The 24,114-nt window shown below is 66.8% G+C and carries 22 protein-coding genes and 2 pseudogenes; 12 read left to right on the top strand and 12 right to left on the bottom strand.

The window, feature by feature from the left end; all coding sequences use genetic code 11:
• The 7 genes and pseudogenes from C4B30_RS21270 to C4B30_RS21240 form a co-directional block, all read right to left on the bottom strand.
• Positions 1-319, bottom strand: a pseudogene (locus tag C4B30_RS21270) (acetyl-CoA C-acetyltransferase); the annotation flags it as partial.
• A 290-nt stretch (positions 320-609) separates the two neighbouring features.
• Positions 610-1,197, bottom strand: a complete 588-nt coding sequence (gene phaP, locus C4B30_RS21265; protein ID WP_027785442.1) for a TIGR01841 family phasin — start codon at positions 1,195-1,197, stop codon at positions 610-612.
• A 503-nt stretch (positions 1,198-1,700) separates the two neighbouring features.
• A complete protein-coding gene (locus C4B30_RS21260) occupies positions 1,701-2,465 on the bottom strand; it encodes a ParA family protein (protein ID WP_027785443.1) in 765 nt (254 codons plus the stop codon).
• 102 nt (positions 2,466-2,567) lie between these two features.
• Positions 2,568-3,191 carry a DNA-3-methyladenine glycosylase gene (locus tag C4B30_RS21255; protein ID WP_027785444.1) on the bottom strand — a complete coding sequence of 208 codons (624 nt, stop codon included), beginning with the start codon at positions 3,189-3,191 and terminating at the stop codon, positions 2,568-2,570.
• Positions 3,178-3,707 (bottom strand): annotated as a pseudogene (gene mug, locus C4B30_RS21250) (G/U mismatch-specific DNA glycosylase). The gene C4B30_RS21255 and the pseudogene mug overlap by 14 nt, the downstream one beginning before the upstream one ends.
• A gap of 122 nt (positions 3,708-3,829) precedes the next feature.
• Entirely contained in the window at positions 3,830-4,384 is a 555-nt protein-coding gene (locus C4B30_RS21245) for a single-stranded DNA-binding protein (RefSeq protein WP_027785445.1), read from the bottom strand.
• A 103-nt stretch (positions 4,385-4,487) separates the two neighbouring features.
• Positions 4,488-5,675, bottom strand: coding sequence for an MFS transporter (locus C4B30_RS21240; protein WP_027785446.1), 1,188 nt, complete (start codon positions 5,673-5,675; stop codon positions 4,488-4,490).
• A 263-nt stretch (positions 5,676-5,938) separates the two neighbouring features.
• Here C4B30_RS21240 and uvrA point away from each other — a divergent pair, with 263 nt between their 5' ends.
• Complete coding sequence (gene uvrA / locus C4B30_RS21230) at positions 5,939-8,824, top strand: excinuclease ABC subunit UvrA (protein ID WP_027785447.1); 2,886 nt, start codon at positions 5,939-5,941, stop codon at positions 8,822-8,824.
• Between the two features lie 242 nt (positions 8,825-9,066).
• Positions 9,067-10,149, top strand: coding sequence for an AI-2E family transporter (locus C4B30_RS21225; RefSeq protein ID WP_027785448.1), 1,083 nt, complete (start codon positions 9,067-9,069; stop codon positions 10,147-10,149).
• A 93-nt stretch (positions 10,150-10,242) separates the two neighbouring features.
• Here C4B30_RS21225 and purU read toward each other — a convergent pair whose 3' ends face one another.
• From purU to C4B30_RS21200, 5 genes are all read right to left on the bottom strand, one after another.
• A complete protein-coding gene (gene purU, locus C4B30_RS21220) occupies positions 10,243-11,127 on the bottom strand; it encodes a formyltetrahydrofolate deformylase (protein ID WP_027785449.1) in 885 nt (294 codons plus the stop codon).
• Between the two features lie 61 nt (positions 11,128-11,188).
• Positions 11,189-12,055, bottom strand: coding sequence for an NUDIX hydrolase (locus tag C4B30_RS21215; RefSeq protein ID WP_027785450.1), 867 nt, complete (start codon positions 12,053-12,055; stop codon positions 11,189-11,191).
• A gap of 5 nt (positions 12,056-12,060) precedes the next feature.
• Positions 12,061-12,675, bottom strand: a complete 615-nt coding sequence (locus C4B30_RS21210; RefSeq protein WP_027785451.1) for a LysE family translocator — start codon at positions 12,673-12,675, stop codon at positions 12,061-12,063.
• A 65-nt stretch (positions 12,676-12,740) separates the two neighbouring features.
• Positions 12,741-13,307 (bottom strand): adenine phosphoribosyltransferase, encoded by a 567-nt coding sequence (locus tag C4B30_RS21205; RefSeq protein ID WP_027785452.1) that lies wholly within the window; start codon positions 13,305-13,307, stop codon positions 12,741-12,743.
• Between the two features lie 77 nt (positions 13,308-13,384).
• On the bottom strand, positions 13,385-15,391 hold the full coding sequence (locus C4B30_RS21200; protein ID WP_027785453.1) for a monovalent cation:proton antiporter family protein: 2,007 nt from the start codon (positions 15,389-15,391) through the stop codon (positions 13,385-13,387).
• Between the two features lie 125 nt (positions 15,392-15,516).
• Here C4B30_RS21200 and kdsD point away from each other — a divergent pair, with 125 nt between their 5' ends.
• From kdsD to rapZ, 10 genes are all read left to right on the top strand, one after another.
• On the top strand, positions 15,517-16,500 hold the full coding sequence (gene kdsD, locus C4B30_RS21195) for an arabinose 5-phosphate isomerase KdsD (protein ID WP_027785454.1): 984 nt from the start codon (positions 15,517-15,519) through the stop codon (positions 16,498-16,500).
• A complete protein-coding gene (locus C4B30_RS21190; protein WP_027785455.1) occupies positions 16,500-17,036 on the top strand; it encodes a KdsC family phosphatase in 537 nt (178 codons plus the stop codon). The genes kdsD and C4B30_RS21190 overlap by 1 nt, the downstream gene beginning before the upstream one ends.
• A gap of 3 nt (positions 17,037-17,039) precedes the next feature.
• The gene (lptC, locus tag C4B30_RS21185; RefSeq protein ID WP_027785456.1) at positions 17,040-17,654 is read left to right on the top strand and encodes an LPS export ABC transporter periplasmic protein LptC; all 615 of its coding nucleotides are present in this window, start codon (positions 17,040-17,042) and stop codon (positions 17,652-17,654) included.
• A 20-nt stretch (positions 17,655-17,674) separates the two neighbouring features.
• On the top strand, positions 17,675-18,340 hold the full coding sequence (gene lptA, locus C4B30_RS21180) for a lipopolysaccharide transport periplasmic protein LptA (protein WP_012329239.1): 666 nt from the start codon (positions 17,675-17,677) through the stop codon (positions 18,338-18,340).
• The gene (lptB, locus tag C4B30_RS21175; protein ID WP_027785457.1) at positions 18,337-19,113 is read left to right on the top strand and encodes an LPS export ABC transporter ATP-binding protein; all 777 of its coding nucleotides are present in this window, start codon (positions 18,337-18,339) and stop codon (positions 19,111-19,113) included. The genes lptA and lptB overlap by 4 nt, the downstream gene beginning before the upstream one ends.
• 171 nt (positions 19,114-19,284) lie before the next feature.
• The gene (locus C4B30_RS21170; RefSeq protein ID WP_027785458.1) at positions 19,285-20,790 is read left to right on the top strand and encodes an RNA polymerase factor sigma-54; all 1,506 of its coding nucleotides are present in this window, start codon (positions 19,285-19,287) and stop codon (positions 20,788-20,790) included.
• 158 nt (positions 20,791-20,948) lie between these two features.
• Positions 20,949-21,308 (top strand): ribosome hibernation-promoting factor, HPF/YfiA family, encoded by a 360-nt coding sequence (gene hpf, locus C4B30_RS21165; protein ID WP_006477786.1) that lies wholly within the window; start codon positions 20,949-20,951, stop codon positions 21,306-21,308.
• A gap of 195 nt (positions 21,309-21,503) precedes the next feature.
• Positions 21,504-22,016, top strand: coding sequence for a PTS sugar transporter subunit IIA (locus C4B30_RS21160; RefSeq protein ID WP_027785459.1), 513 nt, complete (start codon positions 21,504-21,506; stop codon positions 22,014-22,016).
• Between the two features lie 129 nt (positions 22,017-22,145).
• Positions 22,146-23,114: an HPr(Ser) kinase/phosphatase gene (gene hprK, locus C4B30_RS21155; RefSeq protein WP_006483133.1), complete on the top strand. Its 969-nt coding sequence runs from the start codon at positions 22,146-22,148 to the stop codon at positions 23,112-23,114.
• A 74-nt stretch (positions 23,115-23,188) separates the two neighbouring features.
• Positions 23,189-24,097, top strand: a complete 909-nt coding sequence (gene rapZ / locus C4B30_RS21150) for an RNase adapter RapZ (protein ID WP_027785460.1) — start codon at positions 23,189-23,191, stop codon at positions 24,095-24,097.
• The last annotated feature ends 17 nt before the right edge of the window (positions 24,098-24,114 follow it).

Here is a 24,114-nt window from a genome sequence, read left to right as displayed (position 1 = left end):
CGTCGCCCGCGACGATCGCGTTCGCCGCCAGCATCACGGCCTTCAGGCCCGAGCCGCACACCTTGTTGATCGTCATCCCCGGCACCGCGCTCGGCAGCCCCGCCTTGATCAGCGACTGCCGCGCCGGGTTCTGCCCCGAGCCGGCCGTCAGCACCTGGCCCATGATCACTTCGCTGACCTGCTCGGGCTTCACGCCCGCACGCTCCAGTACCGCGCGAATCACCGTCGCGCCCAGTTCGGGCGCCGCGATCTTCGCCAGCGAGCCGCCGAATTTGCCGACCGCGGTCCGTGCGGCCGATACGATCACTACATCCGTCATGTTCAATCCCTGCATTGAAATCAGTTCGTCGTTCCGACGCCGGCACGAGGCCGCAGCACGTGGCGATGGCGTGCGGCGGGCCATCCGGCGCGGGCGCGGTCGCATGCCGTCGCATGGTGGGCAGCGCCTGTTCGCACCGTCGGCACGGCACACCGCGGCACGGGCAACCGTGCACGGTCGTCTTGCGGCGCATCGGACGTTCGTCGGACCCCGTGTGGCACACGCGGCGTCCGGCGCCATCCGGCGCCGATCAATCGTGTCGCGCCTGCGCGCGACACGCACTCACGCGGTTACGTAGCCGATTCGCCGCGCGCAGCTGCTGCGTCCTTGCGGGCGGCAGACGCCGTCTGCTTGGCGCCGCGCGTGGCCGTTTCGCTGACCGCGTCGAAGCCGCTCTGCGCCGCTTCAATCGCCTGCCCCGTCGCCGCACGCACGGAGTCGGCCGCGGCGGTCGCCGCGGACAGCGCCGAATTCAGCGCGGCCACCACCGGTGCCGAGCCGGCCGGCGCATGCTTCGACAGTTCGCCAAGCACGTCCTTCAGGCGCTTGTCGTTCTGCTCGTACTGCGCCTGCGCGACCTTCGCCCATTCGGACTGCGTCGACACCGCGATGTCGAACAGATGGCGGCCGTACGACACGGCCTTGCCGGCCGCTTCCTGCGGCGCGGCAACCTGCTGCGCGAGGCCCGCGGCCGGGTTGTTGCTGTTGAACGCGTTCTTCAGCTTGTCCTCGTATTCCTCGAGCGCCGTCCGGGCCGCCTGCAGGTTGAGTTCGACGACGGCCTCGAAACCGTGGATCGCCGGACGGGCGATCGCGAACCAGGCGGCGATACCGGATTGATAATCGGCGGCGAGTTTTTCGGGGGCAAATACGGACATCGGGCACGCTCCTGTTAGCAATGCGAGAGACGACTTGAAGAAAAATGGAAGCTTGATCGACAGCTGCTTCCTTATTGACGACCCGTTACCTGTTTGAGCACGGGCAGTTGAAGGAAGCCATTCTAGAGCGATTAATTGTCAATTAAGTGGCATTAATGATAGGTGTAAACCCTTATTACCCTTTACGGCCCCCGTCGAAGCCCGCGGCATGCCGATTTCGCGACCGGAGATACCCACCGACTCCGACCCGCAACGCCTTTTTACCTTTTTACAGCATAGCGCATCGTGACTTCGCGCAATATTTACCAATTCATTATTCCGCTTATTAGAAAACCGGCCCTCATTAAAAATCTGGCGGCGACCCATGTAATCGTTTTTTTCGAGATTTATTATGAAATCGTTTTCGGTATTATTAATAACGAATTCAATAATCGGACGAATTGCGGATTGCGATAAAAAAAGGCCGCTCGAAGCGGCCCCGGTCGATGCGGTCGGGCGCGGGATCAGCCGGCCAGTTCACGGTGCAGCGCGCGGAACTCCTGCGCGAGCTTGTGCGTCGGCTCGAGATGGATCACCGGCATCGACTGCTGATGCGATTCGCGGATCTTCACCGACGCGGACAACCGCGACGCGAGGACCGGCAGCCCTTCGTCGACGAGCTCGTCGACCAGCCGTTGCGGCAGGCTCGCGCGCGGCTGGAACTGGTTGATGACGATTCCTTCCACCTCGAGCGCGGCGTTGTGGTCCTGCTGGATTTCCTTCACGTTCTCTAGCAGCGTGTACAGCGCGCGGCGCGAGAAATCGTCGCAGTCGAACGGGATCAGGCAGCGCTCGACCGCGATCAGCGCCGAGCGCGTATAGAAGTTCAGCGCGGGCGGCGTGTCAATGTATACGGCGTCGTACATGTCGAGCTCGTTCAGTGCGTCGCGCAGCTTGTAGATCTTGTAGCGCGATTCGAGCTTGCCGTGCAGCGTGTCGAGATCCGGATGTGCGGGCATCACGTCGAGCCCGTCGAACGGGGTCGCGTGGATGAACGACGCGACGTCGACCGGACGGAAGTTGAAGGTCAGCGCGGTTTCGAAGAAGCCGGCCACGCCCGGTCGCGCATCCGCCGCGGCGTCGCCGAGCAGGTAGCGCGTCGAGTTCGCCTGCGCGTCGAGATCGATGACGAGCGTGCGCAATCCTTCGCTCGCGCTGATCGCCGCCAGGTTGCAGACGATCGTCGACTTGCCCACGCCGCCCTTCTGGTTGAATACGACCCGCCGCATGGTGTCCCCTCGATCGAAACGTCGAAACGGCCAGCTTAGCCGCTCAATCATGGCGGCCGCGTGACGCAGATCGAATCGGACGCGACTTGTGCGCGGCACACGTCACATGCGCGGCACCGCGCCCGATACGTAGCGGTTGCCGGGCACGCTCCACCGCCACGGGAGATCCTGGCCGACGCGAATGCCGATGCGCGGCCCGCCCGCCAGATCGTCGGGCGGCGCCATCCCGTCGTCGACGATCGCGAACCCTTCATGCGCACCGACCAGGTCGACGCCATCCTGCGCGCCGCTGATCCCCATCGCCTGCGTCAACCGTGCCGGCCCGCGGCACAGGTCGCGATCGCGCGTCCGCGGCGGCCGCGCCGCACGCATCAGATCGAGCCCGTGCAGCGGCTCCAGCGCACGGATCAGCACGCCCGTTCCGGCGCCGTCCGGACCGCACACGCAGTTGCAGCACCAGTGCATGCCGTACGTGAAATAGACGTAGAAGTGCCCGGGCGGCCCGAACATCGTCGCGTTGCGCGGCGTCTTGCCGCGATAGGTGTGCGCGGCCGGATCGAGCGCGCCCGCATACGCTTCCACTTCGACGATGCGGCCGGCCCGGCCGTCCGCGGCCGCGAGGATCTTGTTCAGCAGTTGCGGCGCCACCTCGGTGGCCATGCGGTTGAAGAATGCGCGCGGCACGATGGCGCCGGGCCACGCAGCCGCCGTCTTACTGCGTCGCATCGTGCCTCTCCGTCATCGCCGCGAGATGAAGCTCACGATACGCATCGACCAGATCGCCGAGCCGAATGCGAGGTTTCTCCCGCTGGGATTGGGCAGCACCCACACTCGCGCATGCCGGATGCGTGATGGCTGCAACCCCCACGCGACTTCGCGTTGCCCGGACAGCGCCGAATACGCCGCCTTGCCGAGAAACGCGACGAAGCGCGGCGCATGCTGCGCGACCTTCTGCTCGAACACGGCGGCCGCGGCCATGAATTCCGCGCGCGAAAGCTGATCGGCACGCGCGGTCGGCCGCGGCACCACGGCCGTCAGCCCGCAGCCGTACTGAAGAATCGCGCGATCGTCCTGCGGCGAAATTTCCGTCGGCGTGAAGCCCGCGAGATGGATCACGCGCCAGAAGCGGTTGTTTCTTCCCGCGAAGTGATGGCCGGTCGCGGCCGCGACCAGGCCGGGATTGATCCCGCAGAACAGGACATCGAGATCGGGAGCGATGAGGTCGAGGAGTGCGTCAGCCAAGTTTCATCCGGAGCGCGACGGGAAGGCGCGACGTAAACGAAGCAAGGCCCGAAGACCCGTGCCAAGCGACTGGCTTGACTCGGACATTCGGGCCCATCGTGATACGCGGGTGCGACTCGCGATCAGAACGGAATATCGTCGTCCATCTCGTCGAAGCCGCCGCCAGCCGGTGCGCTCGGACGGCTCTGGCCGCCGCCACCCGCACCGCCACGCGCCGCGCCGCCGGCACGACCGCCGCCGCCACCGCCGCGCTCCGCCTGCTCGCCGCGACCGCCGCCGCCACCACCGTAGCCGCCGCCATAACCGCCTTCGTCACCGCCGCCACCGCCGCCGCCCGAACCACCGCGGCCGCCGAGCATCTGCATCTGTTCGGCGACGATTTCGGTCGAGTAACGGTCCTGGCCGTCCTGGCCCTGCCACTTGCGCGTACGGATGCGGCCTTCGATATAGACCGACGACCCCTTCTTCAGGTATTCGCTGACGATTTCCGCCAGACGGCCGAAGAACGCGACGCGATGCCACTCGGTCATTTCCTTGAAATCGCCGCTCGCCTTGTCTTTATAGCGATCGGTCGTCGCGAGACGGATGTTCGCAACCGCGTCGCCGCTCGGCAGGTAACGGACTTCAGGATCGGCGCCGAGATTGCCGACGAGGATGACCTTGTTGACGGATGCCATGTGTTTCTCCAGTAAATTCGATGCGGGGCCGCCCGCGAAAGCCGTCGGAGCGGCCCGCCGGGCGAGCCGGCGAACGCCGCCCGTGCCTGCCCGACAATCAGATTCAGGCCTTGCGCGGCGGCGCTTTCATGCTGGCCGCGATTATAAGCCACGCGGCAACGAGCCCAGAACACGTGTAAAACACCGTGTTCGCGCCGCCGTGCTTCAGCAGCCAGCCGCCCACGATGCCACCGAGTGCGAGCCCGATCGACTGCGTGGTGTTGTAGACGCCCGTGGCCGCGCCCTTGCGCGAACCCGGCGCGAGCTTCGACACGAGCGACGGCTGCGACGCTTCCAGGATGTTGAACCCGAGGAAGTACACGAACAGGATCGCCGCCACAATCAGAATGGTATGCGGTGCGCTGCCGAGCAACAATTGGCCAATCAGGATAGCCAGAATGCCGCCGAGCAGTACCGGCTTCATCTTGCCCCGTTTTTCCGCGACGATGATCGCCGGCACCATCATCACGAACGCGAGCCCCATCACCGGCAGATAGACCTTCCAGTGCGCGGCGACCGGCAGCCCGCCGTCCACCAGCAGGCGCGGCACGACGAGGAACAGCGCCGTCTGCGTCGCATGCAGCACCAGCACGCCGAAGTTCAGGCGCAGCAGCTCGACGTTGTGCAGCACCTCGGCGAACGGCGCGGGCACGTGCACGGGCTTTGCCGCATCGGGCACGATCCACAGGACGACGCCGATCGCGAGGATCGACAGCACGCCGACGATCGCGAACAGCCCGCTCATCCCGACCCAGTGGAACACGATCGGCGCGCCGACGATCGCGACCGCGAACGACACGCCGATCGAGCCGCCGACCATCGCCATCGCCTTCGTGCGGTTCTGCTCGGAGGTCAGGTCGGCGATGAACGCGAGCACCGCGGACGACACCGCGCCCATCCCCTGGATCACGCGGCCGACGATGATCCACGTGATGTCGTGCGCGAACGCGGCGACGAAGCTGCCGAGCGCGAAGATCACGAGGCCCGTGGCGATCACCGGCTTGCGGCCGAACTTGTCGGACGCCCAGCCGTAGAAGATATAGAACAGCGACTGCGTGACGCCGTAGGCCCCGAGCGCGACACCGACGAGCAGCACGTTGTCGCCGCCCGGGATGGTTTTCGCGTAGACCGAGAACACCGGCATGATCATGAACAGGCCGAGCATGCGCAGCGCGAAGATCGCCGCGAGCGACGTGGTCGCGCGCAGTTCGGGCGCAGTCATGCGGGAAGACGTGGCAGACGGATTGGACATCGGGAATGAATTTCGAATGATCGGAATGTCCGCCCGGCAGCGGGCGGCGGAAGATCAGGACCGGCGGCCTGGCGGCCTTTCGGACGACACGTCGGGGCCGGATGCAGGCGGCCTGCGAACCGCCCGGAACGTGCGGCGCGACCGCTTTCCCCGGCGCAGGTGTCGCCTTGCTGCCACTTGCCGTAAAGGCTGGGGGCCGTAAACGACGGTCTCGAAAAGCCGTTATAGTAGCAGGTTTGGTTCCCTCCATTTTCGCCAGGTTCATGGAACAGATCCGTATCCGTGGGGCACGCACCCACAACCTGAAAAACGTCAATCTCGACCTGCCGCGCCACAAGCTGGTCGTGATTACCGGGTTGTCCGGGTCGGGCAAGTCGTCGCTCGCGTTCGACACCCTTTATGCCGAGGGCCAGCGCCGCTACGTGGAAAGCCTGTCCGCGTATGCCCGCCAGTTCCTGCAGCTGATGGAGAAACCCGACGTCGACCTGATCGAAGGGCTGTCGCCGGCGATCTCGATCGAGCAGAAGGCAACGTCCCACAACCCGCGTTCGACCGTCGGCACGGTCACGGAAATCCACGACTACCTGCGACTTTTGTACGCACGTGTCGGCACGCCGTACTGCCCCGACCACGACATCCCGCTCGAGGCGCAGAGCGTGTCGCAGATGGTCGACGCGGCGCTCGCGCTGCCCGAGGAAACCAAGCTGATGATCCTCGCGCCCGTCGTCGCGAACCGCAAGGGCGAGCACGCCGAGCTGTTCGAGGAGATGCAGGCGCAGGGCTTCGTGCGCTTTCGCGTGCGCTCGGGTGGCGGCACCGCGAACGAAGGCGTCGCGAAGATCTACGAGGTCGAGTCGCTGCCGAAGCTGAAGAAGAACGACAAGCACACCATCGACGTCGTCGTCGATCGCCTGAAGGTGCGCCCGGACATGAAGCAGCGGCTCGCCGAATCGTTCGAGACGGCGCTGCGCCTCGCCGACGGCCGCGCGATCGCGCTCGAGATGGATACCGACCGCGAGCACCTGTTCAGCTCGAAGTTCGCGTGCCCGATCTGCTCGTACTCGCTGCAGGAGCTCGAGCCGCGCCTGTTCTCCTTCAACAACCCGATGGGCGCGTGCCCGGAATGCGACGGCCTCGGCCAGATCACGTTCTTCGACCCGAAGCGGGTCGTCGCGCACCCGTCGCTGTCGCTTGCCGCCGGCGCGGTGAAGGGCTGGGACCGCCGCAACCAGTTCTACTTCCAGATGCTGCAGAGCCTCGCGGCATTCTACGAATTCGACATCGACGCCGCATTCGAGGATCTGCCCGAAAAGATCCGGAAGGTGCTGCTGTTCGGTTCGGGCAAGCAGACGATCCCGTTCTCGTACATCAACGAGCGCGGCCGCACGACGATCCGCGAGCACGTGTTCGAGGGGATCATCCCGAATCTCGAACGCCGCTACCGCGAGACCGATTCGGTCGCGGTGCGCGAAGAGCTGTCGAAATACCAGAACAACCAGCCGTGTCCGTCGTGCGACGGCACGCGCCTGCGCCGCGAGGCGCGCCACGTGCGGATCGGCACCGGCGACGACGCGCGCGGCATCTATGAAATCAGCGGCTGGCCGCTGCGCGACGCGCTCGGCTATTTCGACGGGCTGACGCTCGAAGGCGCGAAGCGCGAGATCGCCGACAAGGTGATCAAGGAAATCGTCGCGCGCCTGACGTTCCTGAACAACGTCGGCCTCGACTACCTGTCGCTCGAGCGCAGCGCCGAAACGCTGTCGGGCGGCGAGGCGCAGCGGATCCGGCTCGCGTCGCAGATCGGCTCGGGGCTGACGGGCGTGATGTACGTGCTCGACGAGCCGTCGATCGGCCTGCACCAGCGCGACAACGACCGCCTGATCGGGACGCTCAAGCATCTGCGCGACCTCGGCAACTCGGTGATCGTCGTCGAGCACGACGAGGACATGATCCGCACGGCCGACTACGTCGTCGACATGGGCCCCGGCGCGGGCGAGCACGGCGGCGTGGTCGTCGCCGAAGGCACGCCGAAACAGGTGCAGTCGAACCCGCAATCGCTGACCGGCCAGTACCTGCTCGGCAAGCGCGTCATCGAGTACCCGGACGAGCGGCTCGCGCCCGATCCGGAGCGGATGCTGCGCATCGTCGACGCGCACGGCAACAACCTGAAGCACGTCGATCTCGAACTGCCGGTCGGGCTGCTGACCTGCATCACCGGCGTGTCGGGCTCCGGCAAGTCGACGCTGATCAACGACACGCTGTATCACGCGGTCGCGCGCCACCTGTACGGCTCGTCGGCCGAGCCGGCGCCGCACGAGGCGATCGAGGGCCTCGAGCACTTCGACAAGGTGATCAACGTCGATCAGTCGCCGATCGGCCGCACTCCGCGCTCGAACCCGGCCACGTACACGGGCCTGTTCACGCCGATCCGCGAGCTGTTCTCGGGCGTGCCGACCTCGAAGGAGCGCGGCTACGATCCGGGCCGCTTCTCGTTCAACGTGAAGGGCGGCCGCTGCGAATCGTGCCAGGGCGACGGCGTGCTGAAGGTCGAGATGCACTTCCTGCCGGACGTCTACGTGCCGTGCGACGTGTGCCACGGCAAGCGCTACAACCGCGAAACGCTCGAAGTGCAGTACAAGGGCAAGAACGTCAGCGAAGTGCTCGACATGACGGTCGAGCACGCGTACGAGTTCTTCAGCGCGGTGCCGGTCATCGCGCGCAAGCTGAAGACGCTACTCGACGTCGGCCTCGGCTACATCCGCCTGGGCCAGTCGGCCACGACGCTGTCGGGCGGCGAGGCGCAGCGCGTGAAGCTGTCGCTGGAGCTGTCGAAGCGCGACACCGGCCGCACGCTGTACATCCTCGACGAGCCGACCACCGGCCTGCACTTCCACGACATCGCACTGCTGCTGGAAGTGATCCACCGGCTGCGCGACCAGGGCAACACGGTCGTGATCATCGAGCACAACCTCGACGTGATCAAGACGGCCGATTGGGTGATCGACCTCGGCCCCGAAGGCGGCGCCGGCGGCGGCCAGATCATCGCGCAGGGCACGCCCGAGCAGGTCGCGAAGACGAAGGCGAGCTTCACCGGCAAGTACCTCGCGCCGCTGCTCAAGCGTGCGGCCCGCAAAGTCGCGGCCGGCTGACACCCGTTCCGCCCTTCCCCGCGCGCGGCCGCCCGGCCGCGCGCGCGCCGAAGGAAGGCCGCGCCCCCTCGTTTTCCCTTCTGCGTTTACACCACGCGCCAAACGGCCCGATTGCGGACCATAATGGCAGCTATACTTTACGGTCGTAAGGTTCGCCATCCGCACCAATCCGGTGCGGCGCCGGGCGGGCGGCGCTCTGCCGCGCGGCGCCCGGCACGACACACGGACGACAGGAATCCACGATGGAGAAGCAACAGGAGTCGCGCGACACGCAGAACCGCGAGCCGCATCTGCGCAGCGTGCGGCTGACGAGCGACTTGAGCCTGCCGAAGCTGTCGGCGCTCGAGGTCGGCAGCTATCTCTTCGCGCTCGTCATGATGTGGCTCGTCCTCGAGCTCCGGCTGCTTGGCGGGATGCTGGCCGGCCTGCTCGTCTATCAATTGATCCACACGATCGCGCCCGTGATCGAGCGCCATACCACGAGCATGCGCGCGCGCTGGGTCGCCGTCGTGCTGCTGTCGATCGCGATCGTCGGCGGGCTCACCGGCCTGACGATCGGCATCATCGAGCATTTCGAGCACACGGTGCCGAACCTGCAGAGCCTGCTCGACCAGCTGATGCAGATCGTCGAGCAGACGCGCGCACGCACGCCGGCCTGGATCGCGAATCTGCTGCCCGTCGATGTCGAACAGATGAAGACGAAGGCGGCCGTGCTGATGCACTCGCACATGGACCAGCTCCAGCAAAGCGGCAAGAGCGTCGCGCGCGGCTTCGGCCACGTGCTGTTCGGGATGATCATCGGCGCGATGATCGCGATCGGCGTCGAGCAGGGCAAGGTGCGCCGGCCGCTGTCGACCGCGCTCGTCACGCGCGTGTCGCGCTTCTCCGATGCGTTCCGCCGCATCGTGTTCGCGCAGATCAAGATCTCGGCGATCAACGCGACCTTCACCGGCATCTACCTGCTCGTCGCGCTGCCGATCTTCCACCAGCGGCTGCCGCTGTCGAAAACGCTCGTGCTCGTCACGTTCATCGTCGGCCTGCTGCCCGTGATCGGCAACCTGATCTCGAACACGCTGATCGTCGCGGTGTCGCTGTCGGTCAGCATGGGCACCGCGATCGCGTCGCTCGCGTTCCTCGTCGTCATCCACAAGCTCGAATACTTCCTGAACGCGAAGATCATCGGCGGCCAGATCGAATCGCGCGCGTGGGAGCTGCTGCTCGCGATGCTGATCATGGAAGCCGCGTTCGGGCTGCCGGGCGTGATCGCCGCGCCGATCTTCTATGCGTACCTGAAACGCGAGCTGTACCTGCTGCGGTTGATCTGAGGCCGCCCGCTCGCCGACGGCGTAAAAAAACGCCGCGCCCCGTGAAGGGCGCGGCGTTTTTGCTCGTGGAGCCCGCCTTTCGGCGTCGGCGGATCAGCGGAACACGACCGTCTTCGTCCCGTTCAGCACGACCCGGTGCTCGACGTGCCACTTCACCGCGCGCGCGAGCGTCACGCACTCGACGTCGCGACCGATCGCGGTCAGTTGGTCGGGCGTCATGCTGTGGTCGACGCGCTCGACTTCCTGCTCGATGATGGGGCCTTCGTCGAGATCGGTCGTCACGTAGTGCGCGGTCGCGCCGATCAGCTTCACGCCGCGGTCGAACGCCTGGTAGTACGGCTTCGCGCCCTTGAAGCTCGGCAGGAACGAATGGTGGATGTTGATCGCGCGCCCGGCGAGCTGCTCGCACATGTTCGGCGACAGGATCTGCATGTAGCGCGCGAGCACGACGAGATCGGCCTGATGCTCGTCGATCACTTCCAGCACGCGCGCTTCCTGCGCGGCCTTCGCGGCATCGGACGACCCGCCGATCAGCGGGAAGTGATGGAACGGAATGTTGTAGCTCGCCGCGAGCTGGTAGAACTCCTTGTGGTTCGACACGATCGCCGGAATCTCGATCGGCAACTGGCCGGTGCGATAGCGGAACAGCAGGTCGTTCAGACAGTGGCCGATCTTCGACACCATGATCACGACGCGCGGCTTCACGGCCGCGTCGTGCAGCTCCCAGCGCATCGAGAACCGTTCGGCGAGCGGCGCGAATTCCTTGCGAAGTGTGTCGAGCGCCGACGCAGCATCCACGCCGCCGCCGTCCTGCTCGAAGTGCACGCGCATGAAGAACTCGCTGGTGCGGCTGTCGCCGAACTGCGCGGAATCGAGGATGTTGTTGCTGCGCTCGAACAGGAAGCCCGAGACCGCATGGACGATGCCGTGCCGGTCGGGGCACGACAGTTTCAAGATAAAGCTGTGATCGGTCGGCATGACCGCGACTCCCATTGTTTCCGTATTCGTCAAATTGCCCGTTCGCGCCGCGCGGCGCGCGTCACGCGGCCGGCACGAACAGCGCGTCGATGCCGGCCGCGTCGGCCGCCGGAATCCAGCGGTGGCGCAGCAGCGTATCGAGCGTCGCGAGGCTCGCATCCATCGTCGCGCGGCCTTCGCGCAACCAGCCGATCACCTCGGGCACGCCGGCCAGCAGGTGTTCGGCCACTTCGCCGTCCTGGTTGCGCGGCGCGAAGTCGTGCGGCAGCGGCAGGTCGTACACGAAGATCAGTTCCGACTGCGTGCCTTCCGGCAGCGCGTTCAGCACCTGCACCGTGCGGCCCGCGATCGCGCGCGCCGCCAGCTCGGCCGGAATGCCGGCTTCTTCCCAGCATTCCTTCGCGAGCGTCTCGTGAACGCCCAGCCCCCAGCCGATCCCGCCCGCGACGACGTTGTCGAGCATGCCGGGGTCGGTGGCCTTGGTCGCGCTGCGGCGGCCGAGCCACATCTTCGGCGCGGCCGCGGCGGCCGGCTCGCCCGGCGTAACCGCATATTCTACGATGCCGTTCACGTGCACCGCATAGGTCTGCGTGCCGAAGAAGCGCGACGCGGCGCGCTCGATGTAGGCGAGCGGCGGATCGTCGAAGCGGTTGCGGATCGCGTAGATCTCGTCGCGCCAGCCGGGAATCGCGCCTTCGGCGGCGAGCGCGCCGATCGCGCCGGCGAGCGCCATGCTGCGCGCGTCGACCGAATCGTAGCGCGCCGACAGCACGACCCGCTCGCCGGTCAACTCGAACACGTCGGGCCAGCGCGCGAGCTTCGCGACGTCCTGGCGGCGCACCCAGCCGACCGCCTGGCCGGCGATCTCGAAACGCAGGTGCGCGGCCGGATCGAAGCGGCGCGCGGCCGCGATGCACGGAAACGTCATGGCGCTCAGTCCTTCAGCGCGACGCGGATGCCGATCGCGATGAACGTCGCGCCGGCGATCCGGTCGAGCCACACGCCGGCCTTCGGGCGACGCTTCAGCCACGCGCCGATCATGCCCGCGCCGACGCCGAACAGCGAGAAGACCGCGGCCGTCTGCAGCATGAACAGCGCGCCGAGCTCGAACATCTGCAGCGTCACGCCCTGCGCGCCGTGCGGATCGACGAACTGCGGCAGGAACACGACGAAGAACAGCGTGACCTTCGGGTTCATCAGGTTGCCGATCATGCTCTGCCGGAAAATCGCGCCGAGCGGCTGCGGCGGGCGCGCATGCGCGTTCGCGAGGCCCTGGCTGCGCAGCGCCTTGATGCCGATCCACACGAGGTACGCGGCGCCCGCGAGCTTCAGGATCTGGAACGCGACCGGCGACGAACGCAGCACGGCCGCGACGCCGAGCGCCGCGAGCGTCGTGTGGAACAGGATCCCCGCCGTGAAGCCGAGCGCGGCGACGAAGCCGGCCGCGCGGCCCTGCGAGATGCCGCGTGCGAGCACCTGCAGGTTGTCGGGACCCGGCGCGAACGTGATCGCGATCGACGTGGCGAGAAACAGCATGAAGTTGGGCATCGTGACCTCGCTGCGTAACGTGAACCGGGGCAAGCCGGGGCGGCAAGCCCCGAGCGCACCGGCGTTCAGTGGCCGGAGAATTCGGTGACGGTATAGACGGGCAGGCCGGCGTTGCGCAGCAGCGCCGAGCCGCCGAGATCGGGCAGGTCGATGATCGCCGCGCCTTCGACGACCACCGCGCCGAGCCGCTGCAGCAGGTTGCGCCCCGCCATCATCGTGCCGCCGGTCGCGATCAGGTCGTCCATGACGATCACGCGGTCGCCGGGGCGGCACGCATCTTCGTGGATCTCGACCGTCGCGCTGCCGTATTCGAGGTCGTACGATTCCGAACGGGTCTTGTACGGCAGCTTGCCGACCTTGCGGATCGGCACGAAGCCGACGCTCAGCTCGTACGCGACGATCGGCGCGATGATGAAGCCGCGCGCGTCGAGCCCCGCGACGTAATCGAGCTTCGCATCGACATAGCGTTCGACGAACAGGTCGACGAGGATGCGCAGCGCCTTCGGGCTCTGCAGCAGCGTTGTGATGTCGCGGAACTGCACGCCCGGCTGCGGCCAGTCGGGCACCGTGCGGATCTGGCTGTGGATGAAGGCGACCGGATCGAGCGGTGCGCCCGACGACGAATGCGGCATGAAACTCTCCGAAAAAAACGGTGCGCGAAGATCGGGCACCGTTTCTGAACAATACGGGTCAGGTTGTGAATCGCGGCTCACGCAGCCGCGGCCGGCGGATCGCGCCGATGGCGCGACAACCGCTCCTCCGCGAGCGCGAGCGCCTCGGGCAGCCCGCGCAGCACCACGATGTCGCTCGCGCGCAGCTTGGTCTGCGGATCGGGTTCGACGCCGCGAATGCCGTGCCGGCGGATCGCCGTGACTTCCAGCCCGAGCGCGTACAGCCCGAGTTCTTCCAGCGAGCGCCCGACCGCGTCCGCGCGTGCATCGACCGGCACCGATTGTAGCCGCACCTGCTCGTGATCGTCGTCGTCCGCGTCGTCCGCGCCGCGGAAATAGCCGCGCAGCAGGCTGTAGCGCTCGTCGCGCATCTCCTCGACGCGCCGCACGACCTTGCGCATCGGCACGCCGACCAGCACCAGCGTGTGCGACGCGAGCATCAGGCTGCCCTCGACGATCTCCGGAATCACCTCGGTCGCGCCGGCCGCGAGCAGCTTCTCCAGATCGGCATCGTCGACGGTGCGCACGATCGCCGGCAGCGTCGGCTCGAGCTCGTGCACGTGATGGAGCACGCGCAGCGCGGACGGCGTGTTCGCGTAGGTGATCGCGACGGCCGCCGCACGGTGGATACCGGCCGCGAGCAGCGATTCGCGGCGCGCCGCGTCGCCGAACACGACCGATTCGCCGGCCGTCGCGGCCGCGCTCACGCGATCGGGATCGAGGTCGAGCGCGACGTACGAAATGCCTTCCTGCTCGAGCATGCGCGCCAGGTTCTGGCCCGCGCGGCCATAGCCGCAGATGATCACGTGGCCGCGCTGCTTCAGGCTCTGCGTCGCGATCCGCGTCATCTGCAGCGACTGCTGCATCCATTCCGTCGACGACAGCCGCATCACGATCCGGTCGGCGTTCTGGATCAGGAACGGCGCGGCGAGCATCGACAGCAGCATCGACGCGAGGATCGCCTGCAGCAGCGTCGAATCGACGAGATGCCGGTCGAGGATCAGGTTCAGCAGCACGAAGCCGAATTCGCCGGCCTGCGCGAGGCCGATGCCCGTGCGCATCGCGACGCCCGGCGTCGCCCCGAACAGCCGCGCGAGCCCCGCGATCATGGTCGCCTTGAACAGGATCTGCCCGACGAAAAAACCGAGCACGATCAACGGATGCTCCCAGATCACGCGTGGATCGAGCAGCATCCCCGTCGTCACGAAGAACAGGCCGAGCAGCACGTCGCGAAACGGCTTGATGTCCTCTTCCACCTGATGGCGGAACGGCGTCTCGGAGATGAGCATCCCCGCGATGAACGCGCCGAGCGCGAGCGACAGGCCGAAGCGGTCGGTGATGAACGCGGCGCCGAGCGTGACGAGCAGCAGGTTCAGCACGAACAGCTCCTGCGAGCGGCGCCGCGCGACGACGTTGAGCCAGCGCGTCATGAAACGCTGGCCGATGACCAGCAGCAGCGTGAGCGCGATCACGATCTTGACCGCCGCGAAGCCGAGCGTGATCGCGAGGTCCTTCGACGATTCGGCGCCGAACGCGGCGATCACGATCAGCAGCGGCACGACCGCGAGATCCTGGAACAGCAGCACGCCGAAGATGTTGCGGCCGTGCTCGGTCTCGATCTCGAGCCGCTCGGCGAGCATCTTCGACACGATCGCCGTCGACGACATCGCGAGCGCGCCGCCGAGCGCGATGCTGCCCTGCCACGTGATGTGCACCCAGCGCTCGAACAGCGCGCCGAGCACGAGCGCGAGCACGAGGGTCGCGACGACCTGCAGCAGGCCGAGCCCGAACACGAGCCGCTGCATCGCCCTCAGTTTCGCAAGCGAGAATTCGAGGCCGATCGAAAACATCAGGAACACCACGCCGAACTCCGCCAGGTGCTCGGCCCGTTCGAGATCCGCCGCGACGCCGAATGCGTGCGGGCCGACCAGGATGCCGACGGTCAGGTAGCCGAGCATCGGCGGCAGGTTCAACGAGCGGAATACGACGACGCCCACCACCGAGGCCAGCAGCAGCAGCAGGGTCATTTCGAGCGGGGAAATCACAGGCGAAGCGTCCTCGTTCGTCGGGGCCACGGCAATGCGGGCGCGGGTGGTGGCGGTGGGCAAGCGACATCGGACGGGTCCGAAGGCGCGGCGCGGCGAACAAACGCCTTTGCTATACTCCGCGCATGATAGCGAAAATCAATGATGATCGGGCGCTCGCGCTCGCCCGCGACGTGCTCGACATCGAGGCGGACGCCGTGCGCGCGCTGCGTGACCAGCTCGACGGCGGCTTCGTCCAGGCCGTTGCGTTGCTGCTCGACTGCCGCGGCCGCGTCGTGGTCTCCGGCATCGGCAAATCGGGGCATATCGCCCGCAAGATCGCAGCCACGCTGGCCAGCACCGGTACGCCGGCCTTCTTCGTCCACCCTGCCGAGGCCAGCCACGGCGACCTCGGGATGGTCACCTCCGACGACGTCTTCATCGGCATCTCCTATTCCGGCGAATCGGAAGAGCTCGTCGCGATCCTGCCGCTCGTGAAGCGGATCGGCGCGAAGCTGATCGCGATCACGGGCCGCGCGGGGTCGAGCCTCGGCACGCTCGCCGACGTGAACCTGAACGCCGCGGTGTCGAAGGAAGCGTGCCCGCTGAACCTCGCGCCCACCGCGAGCACGACCGCCGCGCTCGCGCTCGGCGACGCGCTCGCCGTCGCCGTGCTCGACGCGCGCGGCTTCGGCTCGGAAGATTTCGCGCGCTCGCATCCGGGCGGCGCGCTCGGCCGGCGCCTGCTCACCTACGTGCGCGACGTGATGCGCTCGGGCGACGACGTCCCGTCCGTCGGGCTGAACGCGACGCTGTCGGACGCGCTGTTCCAGATCACCGTGAAGCGCCTCGGCATGACGGCCGTGGTCGACGCCGGCGGCAAGGTCGTCGGCATCTTCACGGACGGCGACCTGCGCCGCGTGCTCGCGCGCGACGGCGACTTCCGCACGCTGCCGATCACCGAAGTCATGACGCGCGACCCGCGCACGATCGCGCCGGATCACCTGGCGGTCGAGGCCGTGGAACTGATGGAGCGCCACCGGATCAACCAGATGCTGGTCGTCGATGCCGACGGCGCGCTGATCGGCGCGCTGAACATGCACGACCTGTTTTCGAAGAAGGTGATCTGATGAGCGCAGCACTGACTGCGGCCGAACGCGCGAGCCGCGTGAAGCTGATGATTTTCGACGTCGACGGCGTACTGACCGACGGCGGCCTGCTGTTTACCGCGGCCGGCGACGCGATGAAATCGTTCAATTCGCTCGACGGTCACGGCGTGAAGCTGCTCGGCGAAGCCGGCATCGCGACCGCGATCATCACGGGCCGCCGCTCGGACATCGTCGCGGCACGCGCGAAGGAAATGAAGATCGCGCACCTGTTCCAGGGCGTCGAGAACAAACTCGCCGTGTTCGCCGACCTGATCGCGTCGCTCGGCCTGACGGCCGACGCATGCGGCTACATGGGCGACGACTGGCCCGACCTGCCGGTCATGCTGCGCTGCGGCTTCGCCACGGCCCCCGCGAACGCGCACCCCGAGGTGATCGCCCGCGCGCACTGGGTCGCCGAGGCCCGCGGCGGCCACGGCGCCGTGCGCGAGGTCTGCGATGCGATCCTGCGCGCGCAGCGCCGCTACGACGCGCTGCTCGCCGCCGTCTGCGGAGCCTGACCGATGAGCACGCATTTCCGCTGGACCCAGATGCTGCCGCTCGCCGCGGTCGCCGCGCTCGCGGGCGTCACCTGGTGGCTGCTGCAAGCCACGCTGCCGCCGCCCGGCGAGGGCGCCGTGCAGCCGAAGCGCCATACGCCCGACTATTTCGCGGACAACTTCTCGGTCACCGAGCTCGACCAGTCCGGCACGACCCAGTACCGGCTGACGGCCGCGAAGCTGGTCCATTACGAAGACACCGAAAGCAGCGACCTGACCGATCCGGCCATGCGCGCGTTCCAGCCCGGCAAGCCCGTCGTGACGACCACCGCGAAGCGCGGCACCGTCAACGGCGACGTGTCGATCGTCGATTTGTACGACGATGCGCGGATCCTGCGCGCGGCCGGCGGCGGCGACCCGCAGATGCAGGCCGATTCCCAGCATTTCCGGATCTTCGTCAATGACGATGTGATCCAGACCGAAAAGCCGGTTAAACTTCAGCGCGGCCTGTCGCTCGTCAACGCGACCGACGGCATGAAGTACAACAACGTCACCCGGGTCATCGAGCTTTACGGCAACGTGCGCGGCACGATCGCCGCGGCGGACACGTCCGGCGGCTCGAAAGGTCAACCCAAGTGACGCATCCCTCACGTGACTGCATGAACGAACCGTTCCCTCGACAGATTTCCGGCGGCGCTGCGCGCGCCGTCCGCGCCGCGCTCGCCGCGACGCTCGTGGCGCTCCCGCTGGTCGGGCTGGCGCCGCTCGCCCATGCCGAGAAGGCCGACCAGAACAAGCCGATCAACGTCGAGGCAGACAACCTGACCTATGACGATCTGAAGCAGGTCACGGTCGCGACCGGCAACGTCGTGATCACGAAGGGCACGATCATCATCAAGGGCGATCGTGTCGAAGTGCGCCAGGACCCGGAAGGCTACCAGTACGCGACGTCGTTCGGCAGCGGCAAGAAGCACGCGACGTTCCGCCAGAAGCGCGAAGGCCTCGACGAATACATCGACGGCGACGCCGAGCGGATCGACTACGACGGCAAGCAGGACCTGACCACGCTGACCACCGCCGCGACCGTGCGCCGCCTGCAGGGCACGTCGACGATCGCCGATACCGTGCACGGCAGCGTGATCACGTACGACGGCCAGCGCGACTTCTACACCGCGAAGGGCGGCAAGGACGTCGCCGCGCCGGGCAACCCGAACGGCCGCGTGCGCGCGATGCTGTCGCCGAAGAACGGCGGCCCCGCGCCGCTGAACGGGGCGCCGGCCAAGCTGTCGCCGTCCACCACGATCCAGGGAGCGCCCGGCCAATGAACGCGCTCCCGAACCGCCAGCCGGCCGGCACCACGAGCTCGCTCGTCGTCCGCAACCTGAAGAAGCGCTACGGCTCGCGCACGGTCGTCAAGGACGTGTCGCTCGACGTGAAGAGCGGCGAAGTCGTCGGCCTGCTCGGCCCGAACGGCGCCGGCAAGACCACGTCGTTCTACATGATCGTCGGTCTGGTGCCGACGGACGCGGGCGAAATCTCGCTGAACGGCAGCTCGATCAGCCTGCTGCCGATCCACAAGCGCGCGTCGCTCGGCCTGTCGTACCTGCCGCAGGAAGCGTCCGTGTTCCGCAAGCTGACCGTCGAGGAGAACATCCGCGCGGTGCTCGAGCTGCAGTACGGCGAAGACGGCAAGCGGCTGTCGAAGGACGCGATCTCGTTGCGCACCGAAGCGCTGCTCGACGAACTGCAGATCGGTCACCTGCGCGAGAACCCCGCGCTGTCGCTGTCGGGCGGCGAACGGCGCCGCGTCGAAATCGCGCGCGCGCTCGCGACCAACCCGAGCTTCATCCTGCTCGACGAACCGTTCGCCGGCGTCGACCCGATCGCGGTGCTCGAGATCCAGAAGATCGTCAAGTTCCTGAAGCAACGCAACATCGGCGTGCTGATCACGGACCACAACGTCCGCGAAACGCTCGGTATCTGCGACCACGCGTACATCATCAGCGACGGTTCGGTGCTGGCCGCCGGCGCGCCGAGCGAAATCATCGAAAACGAAAGCGTGCGCCGCGTGTACCTCGGCGAACACTTCCGCATGTAACTCCCTCCTCGTGGCTGGCTGCACCCCGCCCGGCATCGCCGCGCGGGGCCGCGCCCCGCTTGCATCCACGCCCGCGGCCATGCCCGCGGCCAGGCGGCGCGCCGCGCGTAATCGCGGATGGCTCAATGCGCCTGGGTCGTGGCAAACTGCCGGTATGACTCCCTCCTTGCCATGAAAGCCAGCCTTCAACTCCGCCTGTCGCAACATCTGGCGCTGACGCCGCAGCTGCAGCAGTCGATCCGGCTCCTGCAGTTGTCGACGCTCGAGTTGCAGCAGGAAGTCGCGATGGCCGTCGCGCAGAACCCGCTGCTCGAGAGCGACGACGAATGGATCGCGAGCCCGTTGCGCGTCGCGTCGGACGGATCGCTGATCGCGCAGACGCCGCCCGCACAAAACACCGAGCCCGCCGCGACGAACGGCAGCGGCACGTCCAGCGATCGCGCGGAGCGCGACGAGCCGGCCGGCGCCGACGAATACGACGGTTACGGGTCGGGCGACGGCAACGACGGCCCGCAGTGGAACCTGGACGACTACGGCCGCTCGAGCGGCGCGTCCGACGACGACGACCTGCCGCCGCTGCAGGTGCAGGAAGCCGCGACGTCGCTGCGCGAGCACCTGTCCGCGCAGTTGCGCGTCACGCAGGCCGGCCCGCGCGATCGCGCGCTCGTGATGTTCCTGATCGAATCGCTCGACGACGACGGCTACCTGACCGCCACGCTCGACGAAGTACTCGCCGACCTGCCGCCCGAACTGGACATCGACTGCGACGAACTGAACGCGGCGCTCGCGTTGCTGCACAGCTTCGACCCGGCCGGCGTCGGCGCGCGCTCGGCTTCCGAATGCCTGAAGCTGCAGTTGCTGCGGCTCGATCCGTCCCCGACGCGCACGCTCGCGCTCGAGATCGTGTCGCAGCATCTCGAACTGCTCGCCGCGCGCGACTTCACACGGTTGCGCAAGCACCTGAAGGCGAGCGACGACGCGCTGCGCGACGCGCACGCGCTGATCCGCTCGCTCGAGCCGTTTCCCGGCGCCGCATACGGCAAGGCCGAGGCCGACTACGTCGTGCCCGACATCATCGTGAAGAAGGCCGGCCAGGGATGGCTCGCGGAGCTCAACCCGGAGGTCATGCCGCGCCTGCGGATCAACAACCTGTACGCGAACATCCTGCGCAACAGCCGCGGCGATCCGGCGGCCGGATCGCTGAAGCAGCAGCTTCAGGAAGCACGCTGGTTGATCAAGAATATCCAGCAGCGTTTCGAGACGATCCTGCGTGTCGCGCAGGCTATTGTCGAGCGTCAGAAGAATTTCTTTGCGCACGGTGAAATTGCCATGCGCCCCTTGGTTTTGCGGGAAATAGCTGATACGCTGGGCCTACACGAGTCGACTGTCAGCCGTGTGACAACCGGGAAGTACATGCTGACCCCGTTCGGGACGCTGGAATTTAAGTACTTCTTCGGATCTCACGTTTCGACCGACACCGGTGGCGCCGCTTCGTCGACCGCCATCCGAGCCCTCATCAAGCAACTGATAGGAGCTGAAGACCCAAAATCGCCACTTTCGGACAGCCGCATTGCCGAGCTGCTGGCAGAACAGGGTTTCGTGGTCGCGCGCCGCACGGTTGCCAAATATCGCGAAGCCCTCAAGATCCCGGCAGTGAATCTGCGCAAGTCTCTTTAAGCCTGCTGCCTGCCCGGCGGCAGGCGTGTTCCGGCCACCGCGCACACGGGGAACAGGCCGGGCGACCTGTCCGCGATACGCCGCCTCGTGCGGCACGGGCAAGTCGGCCGGAGCGCCGCCTCGATGCGGCCGGGTGGTCACTCGCTTGGAGAAGCACTATGAACCTGAAGATCAGTGGACATCATCTCGAAGTCACGCCTGCAATTCGCGAATACGTGATCACCAAGCTGGACCGGGTGCTACGGCATAGCGATCAGGTGATCGATGGCACTGTGATCCTCTCGGTCGACAACCACAAGGAAAAGGACAAGCAGCAGCGCGCGGAAATCAACCTGCACCTGAAGGGCAAGGACATCTTCGTCGAAAGCGCGAACGGCAACCTGTACGCCGCGATCGATCTGCTGATCGACAAGCTGGATCGCCAGGTCGTCAAGCACATGGAGCGCCTGCAAACGCACGCGCACGACCCGATCAAGCTGCAGCCGTCGATCGACCAGATCGAACTGCCGCCGCAATAACCGTCACTGCGACACGCACGCCGCCCGGTTCGCCGGGCGTTTTTTTTGCCACTCCGCGCGAAGGTGCGGCCGGTCCGTCCGTGCCGCGCCACGCACGCGGCTGTGCTCTATAATGTTCCGGTTATCGCCGGGGGGTGTTGGATTGCGGTAGCTGCGTTGCAGGTTGCCATGCCACATGCCGTGATATCGCCGAACATGGAAAATCAGTCCGCCGCCGCAAGGAGACCCCAGGCCGCCCAATCGCCTGCCAACATGAATCGCCTAGCCAAAATCCTGCCCATAGAGAACGTCGTCATCGACCTCTCGGTCACCAGCAAGAAACGCGTCTTCGAACAAGCCGGGCTGATGTTCGAGAATCAGAATGGCATCGGCCGCAGCACCGTCACGGACAACCTGTTCGCGCGCGAGCGCCTCGGTTCGACCGGGCTCGGCGAAGGTGTCGCGATTCCGCACGGCCGCATCAAGGGCCTCAAGCACCCGCTCGCCGCGTTCGTCCGCCTCTCCGAGGCGATCCCGTTCGAAGCGCCCGACGGCCAGCCGGTCGGCCTCCTGATCTTCCTGCTCGTCCCGGAGCAAGCCACCCAGCAGCACCTCGAGATCCTGTCGGAAATCGCGCAACTGCTGTCCGATCGCGACGCCCGCGAGCGTCTGCACAACGAAACGGATATCGCCGAGTTGCATCGCCTGCTCACTCAGTGGCAACCTTGAGTTGTTCCGGGCGGAATATTTCCCCGTACTAGGCGGCACACGCCGCCGTCCAGGGCCGCTCGGCGCCGGCCCGGCATGGCGACGTCCGTCGCCGCGCGCCCGCACCGGCCCATTGGAGTGACGAGAGTGATGGATACGTCCAGCATCAACGCCCAGAGCATCTTCGACGACAACGCAGCCACGCTGAAACTGAGCTGGCTGACGGGGCATGAAGGCTGGGAACGCGGCTTTTCGGCCGACACGGTCGGCAACGCAACGTCGAGCGCCGACCTCGTCGGCCACCTGAACCTGATCCACCCGAACCGGATCCAGGTGCTCGGCGAAGCCGAAATCGACTACTACCAGCGCCAGACCGACGAAGACCGCTCGCGCCACATGGCCGAGCTGATCGCGCTCGAGCCGCCGTTCCTCGTCGTCGCCGGCGGCGCCGCGGCACCGCCCGAACTGGTGCTGCGCTGCACGCGCTCGTCCACGCCGCTGTTCACGACGCCGATGTCGGCCGCCGCGGTGATCGACAGCCTGCGGCTCTACATGTCGCGCATCCTCGCGCCGCGCGCGACGCTGCACGGCGTGTTCCTCGACATCCTCGGGATGGGCGTGCTGCTGACCGGCGATTCGGGCCTCGGCAAGAGCGAACTCGGCCTCGAGCTGATCAGCCGCGGACACGGCCTCGTCGCCGACGACGCGGTCGATTTCGTCCGTCTTGGCCCCGATTTCGTCGAAGGGCGCTGCCCGCCGCTGCTGCAGAACCTGCTCGAAGTGCGCGGCCTCGGCCTGCTCGACATCAAGACGATCTTCGGTGAAACCGCGGTGCGCCGGAAAATGAAGCTGAAGCTGATCGTCCAGCTCGTGCGGCGTCCCGACGGCGAATTCCAGCGCCTGCCGCTCGAAAGCCAGACCGTCGACGTGCTCGGTTTGCCGATCAGCAAGGTCACGATCCAGGTGGCGGCCGGCCGCAACCTCGCGGTGCTCGTCGAGGCGGCCGTCCGGAACACGATCCTGCAGTTGCGCGGAATCGACACGTTGCGCGATTTCATGGATCGGCAACGACTCGCGATGCAAGATCCCGACAGTCAGTTCCCCGGCAAGCTGGTGTAACCCGCACGCGCCGGCCGCGCAACGCCGACGCGTCGAGCCGGTGCTATGATGAAACGTCAGGATTCTCTGTTCCCATGCGCATCGTCCTCATTACCGGCATCTCCGGCTCAGGCAAGTCCGTCGCGCTGAATGCGCTCGAAGACGCAGGCTATTACTGCGTCGACAACCTGCCGCCGCACGTGCTCCCCGAACTCGCCCGCTACCTCGCCCAGGACGGCCAGCGCCGGCTCGCGGTCGCGATCGACGCACGCTCGAGCGCCTCGCTCGACGAAATGCCCGGCCTGATCCGCGATCTGTCCCGCGAGCACGACGTGCGCGTGCTGTTCCTCAACGCGAGCACCCAGGCGCTGATCCAGCGCTTCTCCGAAACGCGCCGCCGCCACCCGTTGTCCGGCTCGCGGTCGCACGATGCGGACGTCGGCCTGCTGTCGTCGCTCGAGGAAGCGATCGAGCGCGAGCGCGAACTCGTCGCGCCGCTCGCCGAATTCGGCCACCAGATCGATACCAGCACGCTGCGCGCGAACGCGCTGCGCACCTGGGTCAAGCGCTTCATCGAGCAGAAGAACAACGACCTGATGGTGATGTTCGAATCGTTCGGCTTCAAGCGCGGCGTGCCGCTCGACGCCGACCTGATGTTCGACGTGCGCGCGCTGCCGAATCCGTACTACGACCATCAGTTGCGCCCGCTCACCGGGCTCGACCAGCCGGTCATCGCCTTTCTCGACGCACTGCCGATCGTCCATCAGATGATCGACGACATCCATGCGTTCCTGATGAAATGGCTGCCGCACTTCCGCGATGACAACCGCAGCTACCTGACCGTCGCCATCGGCTGTACGGGCGGGCAGCATCGCTCGGTATTCATCGCGGAAACGCTCGCCGCGCGCCTCGCCCGCGACGCGAACGTGATCGTGCGGCATCGTGACGCGCCAGTGGATGTCGACGCGTCGTCGCGGCTCGTCTCCGAGGTCGACCGACCCTAGCGACACCCGCCCCCACG

Origin of the sequence: Burkholderia sp. BE12, assembly GCF_002959955.1 — a bacterium.
Taxonomy (GTDB): domain Bacteria; phylum Pseudomonadota; class Gammaproteobacteria; order Burkholderiales; family Burkholderiaceae; genus Burkholderia.
The sequence above is the reverse complement of the archived record's forward strand: the minus strand, read 5'-3'. Positions and strand labels throughout refer to the sequence as shown.

What these genes read in the sequence shown, in the direction of transcription:
- C4B30_RS21240 (WP_027785446.1), bottom strand. Translation starts at nt 5,675, where the DNA reads ATGTCCAATCCGTCTGCCACGTCTTCCCGCATGACTGCGCCCGAACTG.
- C4B30_RS21210 (WP_027785451.1), bottom strand. Translation starts at nt 12,675, where the DNA reads ATGCCCAACTTCATGCTGTTTCTCGCCACGTCGATCGCGATCACGTTC.
- kdsD (WP_027785454.1), top strand. Translation starts at nt 15,517, where the DNA reads ATGATAGCGAAAATCAATGATGATCGGGCGCTCGCGCTCGCCCGCGAC.
- purU (WP_027785449.1), bottom strand. Translation starts at nt 11,127, where the DNA reads ATGCCGACCGATCACAGCTTTATCTTGAAACTGTCGTGCCCCGACCGG.
- lptA (WP_012329239.1), top strand. Translation starts at nt 17,675, where the DNA reads ATGAACGAACCGTTCCCTCGACAGATTTCCGGCGGCGCTGCGCGCGCC.
- C4B30_RS21190 (WP_027785455.1), top strand. Translation starts at nt 16,500, where the DNA reads ATGAGCGCAGCACTGACTGCGGCCGAACGCGCGAGCCGCGTGAAGCTG.
- hprK (WP_006483133.1), top strand. Translation starts at nt 22,146, where the DNA reads ATGGATACGTCCAGCATCAACGCCCAGAGCATCTTCGACGACAACGCA.
- lptB (WP_027785457.1), top strand. Translation starts at nt 18,337, where the DNA reads ATGAACGCGCTCCCGAACCGCCAGCCGGCCGGCACCACGAGCTCGCTC.
- lptC (WP_027785456.1), top strand. Translation starts at nt 17,040, where the DNA reads ATGAGCACGCATTTCCGCTGGACCCAGATGCTGCCGCTCGCCGCGGTC.
- C4B30_RS21160 (WP_027785459.1), top strand. Translation starts at nt 21,504, where the DNA reads ATGGAAAATCAGTCCGCCGCCGCAAGGAGACCCCAGGCCGCCCAATCG.
- C4B30_RS21245 (WP_027785445.1), bottom strand. Translation starts at nt 4,384, where the DNA reads ATGGCATCCGTCAACAAGGTCATCCTCGTCGGCAATCTCGGCGCCGAT.
- C4B30_RS21205 (WP_027785452.1), bottom strand. Translation starts at nt 13,307, where the DNA reads ATGCCGCATTCGTCGTCGGGCGCACCGCTCGATCCGGTCGCCTTCATC.
- rapZ (WP_027785460.1), top strand. Translation starts at nt 23,189, where the DNA reads ATGCGCATCGTCCTCATTACCGGCATCTCCGGCTCAGGCAAGTCCGTC.
- phaP (WP_027785442.1), bottom strand. Translation starts at nt 1,197, where the DNA reads ATGTCCGTATTTGCCCCCGAAAAACTCGCCGCCGATTATCAATCCGGT.
- C4B30_RS21170 (WP_027785458.1), top strand. Translation starts at nt 19,285, where the DNA reads ATGAAAGCCAGCCTTCAACTCCGCCTGTCGCAACATCTGGCGCTGACG.
- C4B30_RS21225 (WP_027785448.1), top strand. Translation starts at nt 9,067, where the DNA reads ATGGAGAAGCAACAGGAGTCGCGCGACACGCAGAACCGCGAGCCGCAT.
- hpf (WP_006477786.1), top strand. Translation starts at nt 20,949, where the DNA reads ATGAACCTGAAGATCAGTGGACATCATCTCGAAGTCACGCCTGCAATT.
- uvrA (WP_027785447.1), top strand. Translation starts at nt 5,939, where the DNA reads ATGGAACAGATCCGTATCCGTGGGGCACGCACCCACAACCTGAAAAAC.
- C4B30_RS21255 (WP_027785444.1), bottom strand. Translation starts at nt 3,191, where the DNA reads ATGCGACGCAGTAAGACGGCGGCTGCGTGGCCCGGCGCCATCGTGCCG.
- C4B30_RS21215 (WP_027785450.1), bottom strand. Translation starts at nt 12,055, where the DNA reads ATGACGTTTCCGTGCATCGCGGCCGCGCGCCGCTTCGATCCGGCCGCG.
- C4B30_RS21260 (WP_027785443.1), bottom strand. Translation starts at nt 2,465, where the DNA reads ATGCGGCGGGTCGTATTCAACCAGAAGGGCGGCGTGGGCAAGTCGACG.